A 19082-nucleotide genomic window follows, 5' to 3' on the forward strand; every position below is an offset into this window, starting at 1 on the left:
CGTCAGGCCAGGCTGAGCAGGGCCTTCTCCAGGCGCTTCACCGCCTTGTGCAGGTGACGCGCCTGGATCACCAGCGGCGGCACGAAGCGCACCACCTGGGGGCCGGCGGGCACCAGCAGCAGCCCCTGGGCCATGGCCGCCTTGACGATCTCGGGAGCGGTGGGGGCCTCCGGACGCAGCACCAGTCCCTGGAGCAGGCCCCAGCCTCGGCATCCCTCCAGCAGGTGGGGATGGCGGCGAACCAGCTCCTCGAGCAGCTGCCGCAGCACCTGCCCCATCTGCTCCACATGGGGCAGGAGCGAACGCCGATCGATCTCGCGCAGCACCGTGAGGCCGGCCCGGCAGGCCAGTGGGTTGCCGCCAAAAGTGCTGGCGTGCTCGCCGGGACGGAAGTGGTCAACGGCCGCCTTCACCGCCAGGGCGCCGATCGGCACGCCGCCGCCCAGCCCCTTGGCCAGGGTGATGGCGTCGGGTTCGACACCGAGGATTTCATAGCCCCACATCCGACCGCTGCGGCCCACGCCGATCTGCACTTCGTCGAAGATCAGCAGGATCTGCTTCTCGTCGCAGAGCTGGCGCAACCGAGCAAAAAAAACTGGATCACCGGGGATGACACCGCCCTCACCCTGGATCGGCTCAATCAGCACGGCCGCCACCGTCGGCCCCTGGGCCTCGCAGTCGGAAAGCAGGGCCTCGAACGCGGCGATGTCGTTGTAGGGGAAGTAGCGGAAGCCCTGCACCATGGGCTCGAACCCCTGGTGATACTTGGGCTGACCGGTGGCGGTGACGGCTGCCAGGGTGCGGCCGTGAAAGCTGGCCTGGGCCGTGAGGATCAGGGGCTGGGTGATGCCCCGCGTCCCATGACCATGCTTGCGGGCCAGCTTGATGGCGGCCTCGTTGGCCTCGGCGCCGGAATTGCAGAAGAAGACCCGATCGGTGCAGCTGCGGGCGGTGATGGCGGCCGCCAGCTGTTCCTGCTCCGGGATCCGGTAGAGGTTTGAGACATGCTGCAGCTTGCCCAGCTGGCGGCAGAGGGCCCGCTTCAACACCCGGTCGCTATGGCCAAGGGTGCAGACGGCGATGCCGGCGACACAGTCGAGATAGCGGTCGCCCTGGCTGTCCCAGACATGCACCCCCTTGCCCTTGACCAGCTCCAGGGGGAAGCGGGCATAGGTGTCCATCACCGGGGAAAGGGGCGCCGGAGGGATGGACACGATGGCTGAAGTGGCTGGATGAACTCTGGGGGGAGATGGGAGCGGTGGGACTTGAACCCACATGCCCGAAGGCGCTCGATTTTGAGTCGAGTCCGTCTACCAATTCCGGCACGCTCCCATGCCTCAGATCCTACGTGGGGCCCCTTCCTGGGCTGGCGTCATCAGCCGGCGCTGGTGCGCCGAATCGCCGCGCCGGCACCATTGAGCTTGCCCTCAAGGTCGGCGTAGCCGCGATCGAGGTACTCGAGGCCCTGCACGGTGGTGATGCCCTCGGCGGCCAGACCGGCCAGCACCATCGCCGCCGAGGCCCGCAGATCCGTGCCCTGCACCGGTGCACCGCTCAGCCGGGAGACGCCCTCCACGAAGGCGGTATTGCCCTTCATGCGGATCGACGCACCCATGCGCTGCAGCTCAGCCACGTGCTGCAGCCGATTCTCGAAGATGTTTTCGGTGATCACGCTGGTGCCCTCCGCCGTGGCGAGCAGGCTCATGAACGGAGCCTGCAGGTCGGTGGGGAAGCCGGGGAAAGGCTGGGTGCGCAGATCAACCGCCCGAACGTTGTCCGCCCGCAGGGTGAGGCCGATGCCGTCGTTCTCAATGTGACAGCCGGCTTCCTCGAGCTTGGTGATCACGGCGCCGAGGTGCTCGGGGATCACGGGGGCGACCCGCAGATGGGAGCGGGTGATCGCCGCCGCCAGCAGATAGGTGCCGGCTTCGATCCGATCGGGGATCACGGCGTAGTCGGTGCCGTGCAGGCGGTCGACCCCCACGATCGTGATTGTCTGGGTGCCGGCGCCACGCACCCGGGCTCCCATGGCGATCAGCAGGCCCGCCAGATCCACCACTTCGGGTTCCTGGGCGGCGTTGTAGATCGTGGTCTCGCCCTCGGCCAGGGCGGCCGCCATCATCAGGGTCTCGGTGGCCCCGACGCTCGGGCAATCGAGATGGATGCGACCGCCCCGCAGACGGTGTCCCTGACCGGGCACGACCGCCGTGACGACGCCATGATCAATCGTGATCTGGGCACCCAGGGCCTTGAGCCCCTTGACGTGCTCCACCACCGGCCGCGATCCGATCTGGCAGCCACCGGGCAGGGGCATCTTCGCCATGCCGGTGCGGGCCAGCAGGGGGCCAATGCAGAAGAAGCTGGCCCGCAGGCTGTTGACCAGCTCGTAGGGAGCGGTGGACTGGTTGATGTGGTCGCCGTTCAGCTCAATCGCCTCTCCCTGACGGATCACCTGCACTCCGAGAGCCGCCAGGATCTCTCCCATGGCCGTGATGTCGGTGAGGGGAGGGATATTGCGCAGCCTGATCGGATCACGGGTCAGCAGGCAGGCCGCCATCAGCACGAGGGCGGAATTCTTGGCACCGCTGACGCGGATTTCGCCGGAAAGGGCATGACCGCCGGCAATTTCCAGCTGGGGATTGAGGATTTTCTGGGGCGGGACAATGGTGTAGGTCATGGCTGCGGCTGTCCCGTCTTCGGTTGCGGCATCTTGACAATGATCGGTGTGACCGTCTAGACGGCCGCCCCTTGAACTGTCTCGTCCCGATTGCCCTGCCTAGCCACGATCCGGTGCCGGCGTCAGCCCAGTCAGCCCACGCCGATGGCGAGCATTCCCGGAGGCGGTATTGGAGGGAGGGCGGACCATGCCGTATGGTCTTCCAGTCGCAACGAGCGGCGCGCCAGCGGATGTGGCGGAATTGGTAGACGCGCTAGTTTCAGGTACTAGTGGCAGCAATGTCGTGGGAGTTCAAGTCTCCCCATCCGCACTTTTCTCATGATCGTCCTCAAGATCACCAACGCCTCCGAGGTCGTTGCTTCCAAAGTCGGTAAGTTTCTTGAGAGACTTACACCTGATTCCTTTGATCAGTCCACGGTTGAAGACATCGTCATCAAGAAGTTGATCGAGAACCTCGAGGCCGAAGGCCTCCAAGGTGAAGTCGCTGTGGTCAATGGTCTTGACATCGGTGATGGGTCCGTCCTCGTTCGCGATCACATGCATGTCCGGCGCCACCAGAGCTTCTGATTCGGGCGTGGATCGCCCTGGACAGCAGCCCGACGAGGAAGGGCTGAGCAGCGAGGAAAGCCTGAGCAGCGACGAGGGTCTGATCCGCAGCCGCCGCAACCCCTTGGTGCGGAACCTGCGCCAGTTGCACCATTCTCGAGGCCGCCGTGATGCAGGCCTGATGCTGCTTGAGGGCACGCACCTGCTGCAGGAAGTCCTGCGGCTGAGGCTGCAGCCCTGTGATCTGCTGCTCACGACCCGTTGGGAAGGGAGCCACCCCGAGCTGGTTGCGGCCCTGCCTGCCAGCACGCGCCTGCACCGGGTGAGCGACGAAGTGCTGGCCGCTGCCGCCACCACCGAGCACCCCGATGGGGTGGTGCTCACCCTGCCGCTGCCCCTCTGCGTCAATGGCACGCTGCCCGCATTCCTGCTGGTCCTTGACCGGCTGCAGGACCCCGGCAATCTGGGAACCCTGATGCGCACGGCTCTGGCGGCGGGGGTGGAGCGGCTCTGGCTTGCCGGCGGTGCCGATCCATTCCAGCCCAAGGTGCTGCGAGCCTCCGCCGGATCCGCCCTGGAGCTGCCGCTGGAGCGCCTCGAGGAGGATGAGCTGCGGCTGCGGTTGCGCCAGGCCCGGGAGGCTGGTTATCAGGTGGTGGCCTCCATGGCGCCATCGGCGCTGGAGGCGGAGGAGGCCCCGATCGCTTACTGGCAGCTCGACTGGCGCCGGCCCACGATCCTGCTGCTGGGCAACGAAGGCGGAGGCCTCAGCAGCGACCTCCTGACTCTCGCCAGCCATCGGGTCACGATTCCCCACAGCCCAGCGGTGGAATCCCTGAACGTGGCGGTGGCGGCGGCGCCGCTGCTGCTCGAACGCTGCCGGCAGGGGATCCTGCAACGCGGGAGCCAGCCACAGGAGAGAATGCCGCATCAGTGATGCAGCGGCCCCGGTGAGCGACGCGACCTTCGACTACGACGTGATCGTGATCGGCGCCGGCTACGGCGGTTTCGATGCGGCCAAACATGCTGCAGACCATGGGCTCAGCGTCGCCATCGTCGAATCCCGCGACATGGGCGGCACCTGCGTGAATCGCGGCTGTGTGCCCTCCAAAGCCCTGCTGGCCGCCAGCGGCAGGGTGCGCGAGCTGGCCGATGCCGAGCATCTGGCCGGCTTCGGCATCCATGCGGCGCCGGTGCGCTTCGAGCGCCAGAAAATCGCCGACCACGCCAACCAGCTGGTGGCCACGATCCGCGGCAATCTCACCAAGACCCTGGAGCGGGCCGGCGCCACCATCCTGCGGGGCAAGGGCCGCCTCGATGGGGTGCAGCGCGTGGTGGTTCGCGAGAGCGGCAGTGGCCTTGAGCGCCCCTATACCGCCCGCGAGGTGATCCTCGCCACCGGTTCGGAACCCTTCGTGCCACCTGGCATCGAGACCGACGGCCGCACCGTGTTCACCAGCGACGAAGCGGTGAGCCTGGAGTGGCTGCCCCGCTGGCTGGCGATCATCGGCAGTGGCTACATCGGACTGGAGTTTGCCGATGTCTACACAGCCCTGGGCTGTGAAGTCACGATGATTGAAGCCCTGGATCGGGTGATGCCCACCTTCGATCCCGACATCGCCAAGATCGCGGCCCGCAAGCTGATCGACGGCCGCGACATCGATGCTCGATCGGGCCTGCTGGCGCGCAAGGTGACAACGGGCTGCCCGGTCATGATTGAACTGGCCGACATGAAGAGCCGCGAGTTGGTCGAAACCCTGGAGGTCGATGCGGTCCTGGTGGCCACCGGCCGGGTTCCCAGCAGCAAGGACCTCAACCTGGCCTCCGTGGGAGTGGAGACCAACCGCGGCTTCATCCCGGTGGATGACCGGATGCGCGTGCTCGTGCATGGAGAACCGGTTCCCCACCTCTGGGCCGTGGGCGATGTGACCGGCAAGATGATGCTCGCCCACACCGCCGCCGCCCAGGGCACCGTGGCCATCGACAACATCCTGGGCCATGGCCGGGAGATTGATTACCGCTCCATTCCGGCGGCCACCTTCACCCACCCCGAGATCAGTTCGGTGGGTCTGAGCGAAGCCGACGCCAGGGCGCTGGCGGCCCGTGACGGCTTCGAGCTGGGCATGGTGCGCAGCTATTTCAAGGCCAACTCCAAGGCCCTGGCTGAGCTGGAGAGCGATGGTCTGATGAAGCTGCTGTTCAACAAGAGCAGTGGCGAAGTGCTCGGCGCCCACATCTACGGCCTGCACGCCGCTGATCTGATCCAGGAGATCGCCAACGCCGTGGCCCGCCGCCAGAACGTCCAGCAGCTGGCCAGCGAAGTGCACACCCATCCCACCCTCAGCGAGGTGGTCGAGGTGGCCTACAAGCAGGCCGCCATGGCCGTGGGCTGAGGGGTCACCCCACTGGACCACCCCCGTCTCCTTTTCCTTTCCCCGTTCTGAACCCGCATGGAGATCCGCCGCCGCCCGCCCAATCCCCCCGTGAAGGTGGCCCACCTCACCTACGGCATTCCCCATCCGGAGGCTGAACCCCGCCACATCCTCGAGAAGATCGTCTGGGAAAAAGACCGGGAGGTGGCGGTCGCGCGTGAGCGGGTGAGCCTGGAGCAGCTCAAGGCTCAGGTGGTCGACCTGCCGGCCCCGCGGGACTTCGTGGCGGCCCTGCGGGCCAGTTGCCGTAAGCCCGCCGTGATCGCCGAGGTGAAGAAGGCCAGCCCCAGCAAGGGTGTGATCCGCGAAGACTTCGACCCCGAAGCCATTGCCGCCGGCTACGCGGCCGGTGGCGCCAGCTGCCTGTCGGTGCTCACCGACAAGACCTTTTTCCAGGGCGGCTTCGAGGTGCTGGTGCAGGTGCGCCAGGTGGTGGCCCTGCCGCTGCTCTGCAAAGACTTCATCCTCAGCCCCTATCAGCTGTACCAGGCCCGTGCGGCCGGCGCCGACGCGGCCCTGCTGATCGCCGCCATCCTCACCGATCAAGACCTGGGCTACCTGCTCAAGGTGGCCCGCAGTCTGGGGTTGGCGGTGCTGGTGGAAGTGCACGATGCCGCCGAGATGGAGCGGGTGCTGGCCCTCGACGGGGTGACGCTGATCGGCATCAACAACCGTGATCTGAGCACCTTCCACACCGATCTGGCCACCACCGAGCAGCTGATGCAGCGCCACGGAGCCCAGGTGCGCGCCAAGGGGGCCCTGCTGGTGAGCGAATCGGGCCTGTTCAACCGCGACGACCTCGACCGGGTGCAGAGCGCCGGCGCCGATGCGGTGCTGGTGGGCGAAGCGCTGATGCGGCAGCCCGATGTGACCGCTGCTCTGGAGACGCTGATCGAAGGTGCGTAGACGACCGCTAACTGGACGAAAGCCTGAGGCGGGGCACGGCTCAGCAGTGAGCACCCTGCTCGAACAAGGGGTGACGGGTCGAATAGGGGAGGTACGGGCGAAGAGCTGCCACGAAAAAACTTCTCAAAAAGACTGACCTCAACAAAGCCCCCCACAGAAAAGCCCTCGCCGTAAGGCGAGGGCCTGACGCCATATCGAGCTGCTGAAGGCAGCCGGATGGCGACCTCAGACTTTGCGGGAGTAGAACTCAACCACCAGGAGTTCGTTGATCTCCAGAGCCACCCATTCGCGCTCGATCTTGCCACCCACCTTGACGGTGAGCTTGGCCTTGTCGAACTCAAGATGGGGGGGAATGTTGGACAGACCCGGGAAGGCAAGGTTGGCTTCAGCCAGGAGCTTGCTCTGCTTGCGTTCACGGATGGCGATCACATCACCGGCCCGGCACTGGTAGCTGGGGATATCCACGACGCGGCCGTTCACGGTCACGTGGCCATGGTTCACCAGCTGGCGGGCACCAGGCACCGTGGGACCAAAGCCCACGCGGAAACAAAGATTGTCAAGGCGGTTCTCGAGCAGCTTCAGCAGGTTGGTTCCTGTGGAACCCTCCTGGGCGCGCGCCTTCTTGACGTAGCGCACGAGCTGGCGCTCGGAGATGCCGTAGTTGAAGCGAAGCTTCTGCTTCTCTTCCAGGCGGATGGCGTATTCGGAGCGCTTGCGACGGGCTTGGCCGTGCTGACCGGGGGGATAAGACCGCTTGGCGGCCTTACGGGTGAGACCGGGGAGGTCTCCCAAGCGCCGCGTGATCCTCAGACGAGGGCCGCGGTAGCGAGACATGAAGGTTGGATCGTGGGACGGAAATCCCCCAGGACAGGGGGAGCGGCGACCGCGTCATGGAGCAAGCTGGACGCTGTCCTGCAGGCCCTTGTCTTGGAGCGCCAACGATCGATCCTATCGGTTGGCCCTGAAGCCCTTGGTCTGGCCCCGAGCCCGGGGCTGGAGACCCTGCTCCCAACCGGTGATCCGCTGGCTGCCCCCCGCCAGGGTGGTTGGGCAACGCGCTGGCTGACCCTGCTGCTGCTCGGACTGATCAGCCTCTACCGCCGTTGGATCTCGCCGCTGCTCGGACCCCGTTGCCGCTTCATCCCCAGCTGCAGCGCCTATGGCCTTGAGGCGATCCGCCGTCATGGACCCTGGCGTGGCAGCTGGCTCACCGCGGGACGGCTGCTGCGTTGCCATCCCTTCACCCCCTGCGGCTGCGATCCCGTTCCCGACTGAAGCGCTCCCGACTGCCCCCGCATAAGCCATGGCTGAGCTGATCCTCTACACCCGCCAGGACTGCTGCCTGTGCCAAGGCCTGGAAGAGCGGTTGCGGGCCCTGCAGCCAGCCCTGCCACTGCAGTGCCTGGATGTGGATGGCGATCCCGCCCTCAAGGCCCGCTACGACCTGACGGTGCCGGTGCTGGCGATCGAGCAGGACGGCACGCGGCGCGAGTTGCCGCGGGTCTCGCCGCGCCTGGCCGGCCCCCGTCTCCGGACTTGGTTGCAGGAGAACGGATTTCCCGGTCCAGGCGTCTAGAAAGGCTTCCGTCTCCAGCTCCGGCGCTGCCGATGCATCCGCTGCCTGATCCGCTGCTCCACCCGCTGCTGCTTCGTGCCGGCCTGGCGGTGCCGCCGGCCTGTGCCAACGCCGAGGTGCTGGGCATCCATTGCGATTCCCGCCGGGTCGAGCCGGGCACTCTTTTCGTGGGACTGCCCGGTGCCCAGGTGGATGGCGGAACCTTCTGGCCCGAGGCCCTGGCCGCCGGTGCAGTGGCCGCCGTGATCGGCCCGGAAGCCGCAGTCGCCAGGCCACCAGGCGAAGACGACCCGGTGGTGGTGGTGAGTGATCCCGTCGCCCACTGGGCCGGTCGGCTGGCTGCCGATTTCTGGCAGCAACCCAGCCAGCGCCTGGCCCTGATCGGGGTCACCGGCACCAATGGCAAAACCACCACCACCCATCTGATCGAGCATCTGGCCAGCGAGGCCGGTCAGCCGGCGGCCCTGTTCGGCACCCTCGCGAACCGCTGGCCCGGTCACAGCGTGACGGCGCAGCACACCACGGCGTTCGCCGATGTGCTCCAGGCCCAGCTGGCCCAGGCCGTGGAGGCCGGTGCCCGGATCGGCGCCATGGAAGTGAGTTCCCATGCCCTCGACCAGGAGCGGGTCAGCGGCTGCCGCTTCGCCGGGGCGGTGTTCACCAACCTCACCCAGGACCACCTCGACTACCACGCCTCGATGGAGGCCTACTTCGCGGCCAAGTGTCGGCTGTTCGAAGAGCCGCTGCTGGCCGGCGGCGCCGTGGTGAACGTGGATGATCCCTGGGGACACCGCCTCGCCCAGCACCTGCGTCAGCAGCGGGGGGATCTCTGCTGGCGCAGCTCCCTCGAGGATCCCACCATGGAACTCACGATCACCGATCTGGTGATGGACGCCACCGGTGTGCGCGGCACCCTGGTGACGCCCAGGGGATCAGGAGCCTTCCGCTCGCCATTGGTGGGCCGCTTCAATCTGATGAATCTGCTGCAGGCGGTCGGGGTGTTGGTGCAGCAGAACATTCCAGTGCCGCAGCTGCTGGAGGGGCTGGCAAGCTTCCGCGGAGTGCCCGGCCGGATGGAGCGGGTGAGCCTGGCCGGTGGGCCACCGGCTCCGGCGGTGCTGGTGGACTACGCCCACACCCCCGATGGTCTGGAGAGCGCCCTGCTGGCCTGCCGGCCCTTCTGTCGCGGCCGTCTGATCTGCGTGTTCGGCTGCGGCGGCGACCGCGACCGCACCAAGCGGCCCCTGATGGGCGCGATCGCGGCTCGCCTGGCCGATCAGGTGGTGGTGACCTCCGACAACCCCCGCACCGAGAATCCCCAGGCGATCCTTGAGGACGTGCTGGCCGGCATCCCGGTCAGCACGTCCATGGACGTGGAGGTGGATCGGGCCCGGGCCATCGCTGGCGCCATTGCCCTGGCCGGCCCGCAGGACCTGGTGCTGATCGCGGGCAAGGGCCACGAGGATTACCAGATTCTCGGCACCACCAAGATCCACTTCGATGACCGTGAAGAAGCCGAGAAGGCGCTGCGGGCCATGGCGTCCTGAGATCACCTGATCTTTGTGACAGTCCGCAGGTCAATGCTGCTGTCGCTCCCTATCTTGCGAACGCGATACCTTCACTGATGGCCCAAGACATTCCCGTGTCGAAGAAGTTTCTGGCGGAACTGATCGGCACCTTCTGGCTCGTGCTCGGCGGTTGTGGCAGTGCGGTGCTCGCGGCCAATTTCCCCTACGACAACGCTGCCGCCAATCCCCTGGGGCTGGGATTCCTCGGCGTTTCCCTGGCCTTCGGACTGACGCTGCTGACGATGGCCTATGCCATCGGACACATCTCCGGCTGCCACATCAACCCAGCCGTGAGCTTCGGCCTCTGGGCCGGCGGTCGCTTCCGCGGCTCTCTGCTGCTGCCCTACATCGCCGCCCAGGTGATCGGTGCGGTGATCGCCGGCGGCCTGATTCTGCTGGTGGCTTCGGGCCGTGCCGGCTTTGAGCTGGCCGGCAGCAATCCCCTCGCTACCAATGGCTTCGGGGCGCACTCTCCTGGTGGCTATGGCTTTGTTGCCGCCCTGGTGATCGAGGTGGTGCTCACCTTCATCTTCCTGCTGGTGATCCTCGGCACCACCGACAAGCTCGCCCCCGTGGGCTTCGCGGGTCTGCCGATCGGTCTGTCGCTCACCCTGATCCACCTGATCAGCATCCCCGTCACCAACACTGAGGTGGGTGCCTTTTATTGGACAGTTCCGGCCCCTGACATCGTTAACCCAGGACGGGTGGAACATGGTTCGGCCTCAGTGTAGACCGCGTGGGGAGTTTTGCCTCCAAGGGAACTGTGAGGTCTTACATGGCAATACCGCCACAGGAAGCGGGCCAGGCTGATTTCAGCGTCCCAGCCATCGCTGTATGCCCGTAGGTAGACCTCCTCGTACTTGACAGTCCTCCACAGCCGTTCAACAAGGATGTTGTCGTAGCACCGCTTTCTGCCGGACCAGCTGATCTGGATCCGCTCCCCTTTGAGTCTGGCCACAAAGTCAGCGGACGTGAACTGACAGCCTTGATCGGAGTGGAAGATCTCTGGCCTACGGCCGCCTCCCAAGGCCATCTCCAGGGCCTCCAGACAGAACTTCGTGTCAAGGCTGTTGGAGAGCCTCCAGCTGAGCACATGCCTGGAATGGAGATCCATGATCGCCACCAGATAGAGGAACCCTTTCTGCAGAGGGATGTAGGTGATGTCGGTCGCCCAGACCTGATCCACCGACGTGACCTGCGTGAGGTCCACCAGGCAGGGGAACCGCACGGACGGATCACCTGGAACCGTCGTCCGGGGCTTCTGGTAGATCGCCCGTAATCCCATGCGCCGCATGAGGTTTCGCACTCGATCTCGGCTGATCGGGATACCATCTTGGGCCAGATAGTCCACCATCCGGCGGCTGCCGCTGCAGGGATCCTCCAGGTAGAGAGCATCGATCCTGGCCATGATCCGCAGCGTCGATACACGGACCGGTGTCGGCCGGTAGTACAGCGTGGATCGAGGCAGCCCCAGCAGCGCACACTGCCTGCTGATGCTGAGCTCGGGGTGGTCGTGATCGACCAGCTTGCGCAGTTCACGGGCATCAGAGCAGTTGAGACTTTTTTTTGAGCCACTCCAGCTCCATCTGCAGCCGTCCGATCTGCTGGAACAGCTCCGCCTCCTTGGCCTGCCCCTCCTCCTTGTCCTTGGTCTTCTTGCCTCGGGTGAAGAGCTCGCTGGCACCGTCCAGGAGCTGCCGCTTCCACTGGCTCACCTGGATCGGGTGGATGGCGTGGTCGGCGGCGATCTCCTGGATCGTCTTGCGGCCACTGATCGCCTCCATGGCGACCCTGGCCTTGAACTCGGGGCTGTGGGTGCGGCGCTTGCTCATCGGTGGGAGCCCCTTTCAGGGGCGGTACCCCGCCTCAGAGGTTAACGATGGGGCCTGTCCAGAAAAGCCAGACCACCTCACACCTCGGTCAATCCGGCGCGCAGCACCGGTGTGGCTCTCTGGGTGGGCGGCGAGGCCCTGGGTCAGCTGTGGCTGTTCTGGGTGGCCCCGATCGCCGGTGCCCTGCTGGCCGGCTGGGTCTACAGCAACCTGCTCACCCACGAGACCGCCGTCGACGGAACGATTCCGTCGGAGCCCATCTGAGGGTCGCGCCGCGCCATCGCGACCTCACCTTCAGGGTTTGGAGGTCAGCTCACGCTGGCCTCCCCGGCCAAAATCTCCGCGAGGCAATGGAGCAACAGCTCCACCTCCGCCTCGGTGGTGGTGATGTGGGTGCAGGCCCGCAGGCAGATCGGATCATCAAGGCTGCGGATCCACACGCCCCTCTGGCCAAGGGCCTTGACCAACGCAGTGGCACGGGCGGCATCACCGCCGCTGGCCCCGGCCTGGGCCGCATCCAGCTGAAAGCTCACCAGCCCGGCCGGCGGCGGAGCCGTGAGCAGGGGCTGAATTCCTGGCAACGTTCCCAACCCATGCCAGAGCTGCCGGCTCAGGTGCTGGATTCGGGCCAGTCGCTGCTCCGCACTGCCCTGGGCCTCCAGCAGCCGCAGGGAGCACGTCAGCCCGGCCATGAGTGGTGTACAGGAGGTTGCCACTTCGAAGCGGCGGCCGTCGCGGTGAAAGTCGCTGCCGGCCTGGCCTTCGTTGCGGAGGCTGCGCCAGCCGATCAAGGTGGGGCGAGCCTCTGCCAGCAGTCGTTCCGAGAGCACCACCGCTCCCAGGCCTTCCGGGCCGCAGCACCACTTATGGCCGGTACAGCCGTAGATATCGGCGGCGGCGGCCCCATTGGCGGCACCAGCATCCGCCAGGGGCAGACTTCCCAGCGACTGGGCCCCATCCACCAGCAGCCAGGGCCGGCGGGGGTGCGCGGCGAGGCGCTCCGCCACTGCCGCGATCGGCATCACCTGGCCCGTATTCCAGAGCAGGTGCGAGAGCACCACCAGGCGGGTCCGGGGTCGCAGGCAGCGCTGCAGCTGCTCCAGCACCGCCTGCTCCAGAGCGGCGGCATCACCGGAACAGGCGGTTCTGCGCACCCATTGCACAGGCAGGGTGGCCAGGCTCAACCCCTGGCGCCGGGCCAGCTCCCGGCAGGCGGCCACCACACCGGGATGTTCACAATCGCCGATCAGCAGCTCATCACCCGGCTCCCAGGGCAACCCCCACAACGGCAGCACGCAGCCGCTGGTCACGTTTTCGGTGAGGGCCACCCGCTGGGACGACACCCCGAACCAGGAGGCCAGCCGCTGCCGGAGTGAGGTCGTGACCTGCTCCAGGTAGGGCCACACAGCCCCGCTGAACGGCCCCAGCTCCTGAATGGTGGTCCATGCGGCCGTGATCGCCTCCAGGGAAGCGGAGGGCAGGGGGCCCTGGCCGCCGTAATTGAAGTAGGTCTTGTTGGCGAGGGCAGGCATCTGCGCTCGCAACGGCATGGGATCGATCACGGCAACGGGGGTGTCGGTATGTGGAGCCTGCTTGGCCATGAGAGGCCTCTGCCTAACTTGGTGGCAGATGGGGCTGCTGGCCAGACCTCTCGCTTGTTTCAGTACGCCAGACCCTCGGGCCGTCATGTCGAAGGAAACACCGCAGCTGTTCGGCAAGACCAGATTCCTCGAGGGAAAGATTGATGAATTTCTCGATAAATTATCCGAAGGTGTGATTTACTTCGAGTCGGGTTTGCTATTGCTGGTGGAGCGGGGCGTCAACGACGCCTGCGATGAAAAGCTTCAGCAGATGAATGACCTGAAGGCCCGCTGCAACGAGATCCGCCGATCCGTTGTGGGCACGCTCTACAGCGAAATGTTGATCCCCGATTTCAGAGGGGATGTCTTGAGCCTGTTGAGCGATCTCTACGGCCTGCTGGACGTGATCGTGGATTGCTACCAGGAGTTCATGATTGAGTATCCAACGGTCGACAAGGGGGCAGTGGAATTCCTTCAAGAGCTCAAGAATCTTCTGGCTGTAGTCACCAAGAGTGTTCAGGCCGCCATCATGGCGGCACGCGCATTCTTCCGAAATCCATCGGCAGTTCGCGACCACATCTACGAGATTCGTGTTTACGAATCTGAAGCCGACCGGTCGGCAATCAGGCTGAAGCGAATGATTTTCTCCTCTAGCCTTTCCCTGGTCCAGAAGCTGCATGTACGCGATGCGGTCGATGCCATTGATGGCATTGCCGACCTGGCAGAGGATGTCAGTGATGAACTATCGATTTATGCGATCAAGCGGGCCCTCTAAGGAATGTCTTGCTGGCAGAGTCTCATCATCGGTGCGTCATGGATCTGATTTCCAGCCTGGTTTTTCTCTCCAGCGGCCTGTTTCTCGGCTGGTCCCTGGGTGCCAACGATGCCTCCAATGTCTTCGGTTCGGCGGTGGGCAGTCGCATGGTGCGTTTTTCCACGGCCGCTTTTCTCTGCAGCGTCTTCGTGATCATTGGCGCCGTCACCGCCGGCGCTGCCGCCAGTCAGGGACTTGGCGAGCTGGGAGCGGTGAATGCTCTGCCGGGCTCCTTCACCACGGCTCTGGCGGCAGCGATCACGGTTTTCTGGATGACGCAACTGGGGCTGCCGGTCTCCACGACCCAGGCGGTGGTGGGGGCGATCATCGGTTGGAACGTCTTCAGCGGATCGATCACCGACACTGATCAACTGGCCCGAATCTTTGGAACCTGGGTGTTCTGCCCAGTTCTTGCCGGCATCTTCTCTGCCGCCCTCTATTCCTTCACGGTGCGATTCATCCGGTTTCGGCGGCCACACCTGCTGCGGCTGGATGCGGATGTGCGCACCGGATTGATTCTGGCCGGAATGTTTGGCTCCTACAGCCTCGGGGCCAACAACATCGGCAATGTGATGGGGGTCTTTCTCGATGCCTCTCCCTTCAGCAGTCTCAGCCTGGCTGGGGGCTACCAGGTCTCAGGAACGCAGCAATTGTTTTTCCTGGGTGCGATCGCCATTGCTGTTGGGGTTTATACCTATTCCCGCCGGGTGATGACCACCGTTGGCGGCAGCCTCATGACCCTGTCACCGCTGGGGGCCCTGGTGGTGGTGGTCGCTAACTCCCTGGTTCTGTTCGTGTTCTCGTCAGCCCCGCTGTCGCACTTCGTGGTGAGCCTCGGCCTGCCTCCAATCCCTCTGATCCCGGTGTCCAGCTCCCAGGCGGTGGTGGGGGCCGTGATCGGCATCGGTCTGCTGCAGGGGTTGAGGGGCGTGCGTCAGATTCGATGGATGGTGTTGCTGCGCATCGCCTCGGGTTGGATCACCACGCCCCTGATCGCTGCCCTGGTTGGCTTCATCCTGCTGTTTGTGGTGCAGAACGTCTTCAGCCAGCAGGTCTACCAGGAGGTTCGCTATCAGTTGAGCGCCCCCGTGATCGAGCATCTGGCGGCCCGTGGGGTTCCCACCGCGAATTTGCGGCTTCAGAGCAAGCCTGTCGTCGGAGCCGTGACCTTCCGCCGTGCTCTGCGGCAGCAAACCGTCTTGCCGCCTACTGATGAGGCAGCCGTTCTGGCCAGCGCCGAACTCACGCCCATCCACATCGACAGTGCCGCGATTCGACACCTGGATCACCAGCGGCTCAGTGACGAGCAGATCAAGGCTGTGCGGCGGCTGGCAGGCCGCAGCTTCCGCCACCGTTGGCAACTTCGGGCTGCTTTGGCCAACGAAAGCTCGGCCTGGAAGCCTGCCATCGGTGATGCGCATGGGACCCCTCAGGCTCAGACCGTGACGCTGGAGAGGCAGCTGGGCTACGTGGAACGTGCCTTTCTGCAGCGTGCGTCAACGACCCGTAACAGCCCTGGGGTCCAAACCAACGACACCGGTCCGACCGGCGGGACTGGTCAGAGCACCTGACCCAGCATCACGGCGGCCACGGCCGAGAACAGGGTGATCCCCAGCGCCGTGAGCGGATTCTGGCCCTGGGCCACCGCCACACTGGTCACCACACCGGCGCCGAGGCAGGCCACGGCCAGCTGAGTGACGACTTCGCTGCGGGGGCGGGGGGTGGGGCTGGGAATCACGGCGAACCTGTGGTTGGGCAGACCGTAGGGGCCCCAACCAGGGCAACCCGGGCTCCAGGCTGCGCTTGTTACCGGGTGTCGGGGTTCGTTACCCCCCGCAATCATTCCTGTTGCGGTTTTGTTGCGAAGGGGCTGCCAGCCTCTGCCCCCAGCGAGGCAGGCCTGGCCCGCCCAGCGCTGGCCCACTGCTTCAGCTGCTCCAGTTGCTCCCGGGCGGTTCGTGACAGCGGCACCACCTGGGAGGCGGCGGCGATCAGGTCGGATTCACCGAAATCCCGCTGTTCACCGAAGGCCAGATGCATCGCCTCGATCACCGTCTGCTCGAGCTCGGCACCGGAAAAGCCAGCCGTGCGATCCACCACCACCTCCATGGCAATGGCGTGATCCGGCCGACGGCGGCGCAGCTGCAGATCGAGGATCGCCCGTCGTTCACTGCGGCTGGGCAGATCCAGCAGGAAGATCTCATCGAAGCGGCCCTTGCGCAGCAGTTCGCCCGGCAACCGTTCCACCGCGTTGGCGGTGGCCACGACGAACACCGCACTGGTCTTTTCGGCCATCCAGGTCAGCAGGCTGGCCAGAACCCTCTGGCTGGTACCGCCGTCGCTGCGGCCGTCGCCGCCGAAGCCCTTGTCGATCTCATCGATCCAGAGCACGCAGGGAGCCATCGCCTCGGCCCGCTGAATCATCTCGCGGGTGCGTGCCTCGCTGGCACCCACCAGTCCGGCGAACAGCCGTCCCACATCGAGGCGCAGCAGCGGCATGCTCCAGCCGTGGGCGATCGCCTTGGCGGTGAGGGATTTGCCCGTGCCCTGCGGACCCACCAGCAACACCCCACGCGGCAGGGGCAGCCCATAGCGCTGCGCCTGCTCGCCGAAGGCGCTGCGGCGTTGCTCCAGCCAGCGTTTGAGGGCATCCAGTCCGCCGATATCGGCCGGGGTGGCCTCGGTGGGGCAGTACTCCAGCAGGGCGCTGCGGGCGATCGCCTGCCGCTTCTCCTCCAGCACCTCGTTCAGGTCGTCCAGGCCGAGCTGGCCGCGGCGGGCCAGGGCACGGGCGGCCAGCTGCCGCACCCGCTGTTCACTGAGGCCATGGCAGGCGGCGGTGAGTTGCTCGAGCACCTCAGATGCCAGGGGCGCGCCGCTGGCTCGGGCGATCGAGCCGAGCAATCGCGAAATCTCGGCGGCATCGGGCAGGGGCAGATCCAGCACCGTGATGCTGTCCTCCAGCTCCCGAGGCAAGGTCCAGTCCGGGGCGCTGATCACCAGGGTCTGGGGAACCTGGCGCAGCTGGCTGGCCAGGTTGCGTAGCCGCCGGCAGATGCCCGCGTCCTCGGCGTAGCGGTGAAAGTCCTTGAGCAACAGGATGGCCCCCTGTTCCGGTGCAAGGCCGGAGAGGGCATCGAGCGCCGCCATCGGATTGCGAGCTGCTTCACCGAGGCGGTTGGGAGCCCCGCTGAGGCCGCCGATGAAATCCCACTCCAGCAGGGTGCGCCCGCCCAGGAGATCGGCCACCTGCCCCAGCAAGGCCACGACCCGCTCCTCCTCAAGGCTGCGGATCCAGAGGATGGGAGTGCGGGCCCGGATCAGTAGATCCAGCTGGTCGACCAGGGTGGGGGGCATGGGGCCGGAGATGGTGTCGAATCCAGGCAGAAGGGTGCGAGGCGGGTCCTCATTCAGGAGGCTGAATCCCCTGCAGGGCTGCCCAGCGGGGATCGACGGTGCGATCACCATCTCCCAAATGCGGGGGACCCGGACAGGCGGTGCCGCAGTGATTGACCAAGGGCAGGCGCAGGTGCAACTGCTCGAAGACCCATCGCTCCGGATCAAAGCTGCCGCGAGGATCGAGCTGTTCACCCAGATCGTCGGGATCGAGTTCCAGAACCTCGCTGTCCTCGGGAGATGTCTCGCCCAGCCAGAGCAATTCCTGGGTGGATGCCTGCAGCGGATGGTTGAAGTGCTGCAGGCAGCGGTCGCAGCAGAGGGTCACGATCGTCTCCACCTCCCCCTCGACCTGCAGCACGTTGCCGCGATGGACAGCCGAGACGACGCCGCGAACGGGGGTGAGGCTGTCCAGATCGGCGATGTGTTGATCAACCCGCCAGCTGCGGCCGGACTCGAGCAACTTCAGGTCGGCAACTGCTACGGGCTGCAGCGGGTCACCAGAACTGATCTGGGCAGCGGCTCGCATCAGCCTGGCCTCACTTCTTGCCCTTGGGCTCGAAGGGAAGCCGGCCAGCACCTCCGGCCGTGGCCGTGGCAGTCACGGTCTGCTGGCTGAGCTGCTGATCAAGGATCGCCTGCAGGTTGTCAGGAAGGGCCTCACGGGTGAGCAGGTAGGTCTGCAGGGCCTGGAACACGTTCGCCACCACCATGTAGAGCAGCACCCCAGCCGGCAGCGGGAAGAACAGGAACATCGCCGTGATCATCACCGGAGTGATCTTGTTGGCCGTGGCCTGCTGTGGGTTGGGGGGCATCCCCATGCCCGAGAGGATCTGGGAGATGAACAGGGAAGCGCCGAAGGCCCCCACCAGAATGGCGATATCCCAGTTGACGCTGCCATCGGTGTAGAAGCCCACCTGGCCAAGCGCCTTGATGAACAGGAAGCCGCTGCGGGCCGCCAGGCCAGGGATCTTGGCCTCGACCACCGCATCGCCTTCGCTGAGGGCCTTGATGGTGCCGTCCGGACCCACCTGCACCACCCCCTCACCTTTGGTCACGCTCCAGCTGGGGGAGAAGGCCTCACCGTTCTCCACGCCTGAAAGCACCGAGGCGAAGCTCTCACCGGTCTTGGTATGGAGCTGCACCATTGCGGTGTCGCCCACCCCGAGGCGATTGCCACCCTCGAGGCTGGCGATCACCGGCACATGGCTGGTGGAGGTGACGAAGATCGAATGGCTGGCGCTGTTGAACGGCTTGGGTTCCACCGCCGCGATCTGGTCGGCCGGAAGAACTTTGAGGTTGATCGTGTAGGGAACGTCTGCAAACGGTGAGCCCCGCAGGGTGGCGAACAGAGCGAACAGGATCGGCATCTGCACCAGCAGGGGCAGACAACCCGCCAGGGGGCTGCCGAACTCCTTCATCAGCTTGCCCAGCTCCTCCTGCTGCTTCTGGGGGTTGCTGGCGTGGCGGCTCTTGATCTCGGCCTGCCGCTTCTGCATCACCGGCTGGGCGATGCGCATGCGCCGGGCATTGCGGATCGAGCCTGCACTGAGGGGGAAGAGGGCCAGGCGGATGACCACCGTGAGGGCAATGATGGCCAGGCCATAGCTCGGCACCAATCCGTAGAAGAAATCGAGGATCGGGAGGAGCAGGTTGTCGGAGATGTAGCCGATCACGGCGGGGGTGGCTGGGGGGTGACGGGACAGAGGGCTCAGTGTGCCCGAAAGCTGGACCGGATGGCCGGGGTGGGACGTG

General features: G+C 65.7%; 20 protein-coding genes, 2 tRNA genes and 1 pseudogene. 12 read left to right on the plus strand and 11 right to left on the minus strand.

All coding sequences use genetic code 11. The annotated features are described in order from the left end of the window. Positions 1 to 2 precede the first annotated feature (2 nt). The 3 genes from H8F24_RS10090 to murA all read right to left on the minus strand — a co-directional run bounded on the left by H8F24_RS10090 (position 3) and on the right by murA (position 2677). Entirely contained in the window at positions 3 to 1181 is a 1179-nt protein-coding gene (locus H8F24_RS10090; protein WP_197172204.1) for an aspartate aminotransferase family protein, read from the minus strand. 69 nt (positions 1182 to 1250) lie between these two features. Beyond that, positions 1251 to 1332: transfer RNA gene (locus H8F24_RS10095), tRNA-Leu, on the minus strand. A gap of 43 nt (positions 1333 to 1375) precedes the next feature. Continuing rightward, the gene (murA, locus tag H8F24_RS10100) at positions 1376 to 2677 is read right to left on the minus strand and encodes a UDP-N-acetylglucosamine 1-carboxyvinyltransferase (protein ID WP_197169612.1); all 1302 of its coding nucleotides are present in this window, start codon (positions 2675 to 2677) and stop codon (positions 1376 to 1378) included. A gap of 226 nt (positions 2678 to 2903) precedes the next feature. Here murA and H8F24_RS10105 point away from each other — a divergent pair. The 5 genes from H8F24_RS10105 to trpC all read left to right on the plus strand — a co-directional run bounded on the left by H8F24_RS10105 (position 2904) and on the right by trpC (position 6561). Next, positions 2904 to 2987 (plus strand) — tRNA-Leu (locus tag H8F24_RS10105). Positions 2988 to 2995: 8 nt separating this feature from the next. Further along, on the plus strand, positions 2996 to 3244 hold the full coding sequence (locus tag H8F24_RS19455; RefSeq protein ID WP_231597723.1) for a hypothetical protein: 249 nt from the start codon (positions 2996 to 2998) through the stop codon (positions 3242 to 3244). A 79-nt stretch (positions 3245 to 3323) separates the two neighbouring features. Continuing rightward, positions 3324 to 4160, plus strand: coding sequence for an RNA methyltransferase (locus H8F24_RS10115; protein ID WP_231598267.1), 837 nt, complete (start codon positions 3324 to 3326; stop codon positions 4158 to 4160). 13 nt (positions 4161 to 4173) lie between these two features. Next, on the plus strand, positions 4174 to 5616 hold the full coding sequence (gene lpdA / locus H8F24_RS10120; RefSeq protein WP_197169614.1) for a dihydrolipoyl dehydrogenase: 1443 nt from the start codon (positions 4174 to 4176) through the stop codon (positions 5614 to 5616). 57 nt (positions 5617 to 5673) lie between these two features. Beyond that, positions 5674 to 6561 carry an indole-3-glycerol phosphate synthase TrpC gene (trpC, locus tag H8F24_RS10125; RefSeq protein WP_197169615.1) on the plus strand — a complete coding sequence of 296 codons (888 nt, stop codon included), beginning with the start codon at positions 5674 to 5676 and terminating at the stop codon, positions 6559 to 6561. 225 nt (positions 6562 to 6786) lie between these two features. On the opposite strand, the gene rpsD is transcribed toward trpC, so the two are convergent. Continuing rightward, on the minus strand, positions 6787 to 7395 hold the full coding sequence (gene rpsD, locus H8F24_RS10130; RefSeq protein WP_197153788.1) for a 30S ribosomal protein S4: 609 nt from the start codon (positions 7393 to 7395) through the stop codon (positions 6787 to 6789). Between the two features lie 189 nt (positions 7396 to 7584). On the opposite strand from rpsD, the gene yidD reads away from it, so the two are divergent. From yidD to aqpZ, 4 genes are all read left to right on the plus strand, one after another. Further along, positions 7585 to 7836 carry a membrane protein insertion efficiency factor YidD gene (yidD, locus tag H8F24_RS10135; RefSeq protein WP_197172206.1) on the plus strand — a complete coding sequence of 84 codons (252 nt, stop codon included), beginning with the start codon at positions 7585 to 7587 and terminating at the stop codon, positions 7834 to 7836. Positions 7837 to 7864: 28 nt separating this feature from the next. Then, positions 7865 to 8137: a glutaredoxin family protein gene (locus H8F24_RS10140; RefSeq protein WP_197153789.1), complete on the plus strand. Its 273-nt coding sequence runs from the start codon at positions 7865 to 7867 to the stop codon at positions 8135 to 8137. Between the two features lie 32 nt (positions 8138 to 8169). After that, complete coding sequence (locus tag H8F24_RS10145) at positions 8170 to 9684, plus strand: UDP-N-acetylmuramoyl-L-alanyl-D-glutamate--2,6-diaminopimelate ligase (RefSeq protein ID WP_197169616.1); 1515 nt, start codon at positions 8170 to 8172, stop codon at positions 9682 to 9684. 77 nt (positions 9685 to 9761) lie between these two features. Further along, complete coding sequence (gene aqpZ, locus H8F24_RS10150) at positions 9762 to 10436, plus strand: aquaporin Z (protein ID WP_197169617.1); 675 nt, start codon at positions 9762 to 9764, stop codon at positions 10434 to 10436. Here the strand turns inward: aqpZ and H8F24_RS10155 are convergent. Both H8F24_RS10155 and H8F24_RS19460 read right to left on the minus strand, forming a co-directional pair. Further along, the gene (locus H8F24_RS10155; RefSeq protein WP_231598222.1) at positions 10367 to 11239 is read right to left on the minus strand and encodes an IS3 family transposase; all 873 of its coding nucleotides are present in this window, start codon (positions 11237 to 11239) and stop codon (positions 10367 to 10369) included. The genes aqpZ and H8F24_RS10155 overlap by 70 nt on opposite strands. 10 nt (positions 11240 to 11249) lie before the next feature. Next, positions 11250 to 11537, minus strand: coding sequence for a transposase (locus H8F24_RS19460; RefSeq protein WP_231597691.1), 288 nt, complete (start codon positions 11535 to 11537; stop codon positions 11250 to 11252). A gap of 78 nt (positions 11538 to 11615) precedes the next feature. Here H8F24_RS19460 and H8F24_RS10160 point away from each other — a divergent pair. After that, a pseudogene (locus H8F24_RS10160) lies at positions 11616 to 11801 on the plus strand (aquaporin); the annotation flags it as partial. A gap of 44 nt (positions 11802 to 11845) precedes the next feature. Here the strand turns inward: H8F24_RS10160 and H8F24_RS10165 are convergent. Next, on the minus strand, positions 11846 to 13138 hold the full coding sequence (locus H8F24_RS10165; RefSeq protein ID WP_197169618.1) for an aminotransferase class V-fold PLP-dependent enzyme: 1293 nt from the start codon (positions 13136 to 13138) through the stop codon (positions 11846 to 11848). Between the two features lie 28 nt (positions 13139 to 13166). Between H8F24_RS10165 and H8F24_RS10170 the strand changes: the two genes are divergently transcribed. Continuing rightward, entirely contained in the window at positions 13167 to 13892 is a 726-nt protein-coding gene (locus H8F24_RS10170; protein ID WP_231597724.1) for a DUF47 domain-containing protein, read from the plus strand. Between the two features lie 38 nt (positions 13893 to 13930). After that, positions 13931 to 15502, plus strand: a complete 1572-nt coding sequence (locus H8F24_RS10175) for an inorganic phosphate transporter (RefSeq protein WP_197169619.1) — start codon at positions 13931 to 13933, stop codon at positions 15500 to 15502. Here the strand turns inward: H8F24_RS10175 and H8F24_RS10180 are convergent. The 4 genes from H8F24_RS10180 to yidC all read right to left on the minus strand — a co-directional run bounded on the left by H8F24_RS10180 (position 15490) and on the right by yidC (position 19003). Further along, a complete protein-coding gene (locus tag H8F24_RS10180; protein WP_197153794.1) occupies positions 15490 to 15669 on the minus strand; it encodes a hypothetical protein in 180 nt (59 codons plus the stop codon). The two genes, H8F24_RS10175 and H8F24_RS10180, sit on opposite strands and share 13 nt — an antisense overlap. Before the next feature lie 101 nt (positions 15670 to 15770). Beyond that, positions 15771 to 17288, minus strand: a complete 1518-nt coding sequence (locus H8F24_RS10185; RefSeq protein WP_197169620.1) for an AAA family ATPase — start codon at positions 17286 to 17288, stop codon at positions 15771 to 15773. 49 nt (positions 17289 to 17337) lie between these two features. Next, the gene (locus H8F24_RS10190; RefSeq protein WP_197153796.1) at positions 17338 to 17856 is read right to left on the minus strand and encodes a DUF177 domain-containing protein; all 519 of its coding nucleotides are present in this window, start codon (positions 17854 to 17856) and stop codon (positions 17338 to 17340) included. Between the two features lie 10 nt (positions 17857 to 17866). Continuing rightward, positions 17867 to 19003, minus strand: coding sequence for a membrane protein insertase YidC (gene yidC, locus H8F24_RS10195; RefSeq protein WP_197153797.1), 1137 nt, complete (start codon positions 19001 to 19003; stop codon positions 17867 to 17869). Between the last annotated feature and the right edge of the window lie 79 nt (positions 19004 to 19082).

Origin of the sequence: Synechococcus sp. CBW1002 (assembly GCF_015840915.1) — a bacterium.
In the GTDB taxonomy this organism is placed as follows: domain Bacteria; phylum Cyanobacteriota; class Cyanobacteriia; order PCC-6307; family Cyanobiaceae; genus CBW1002.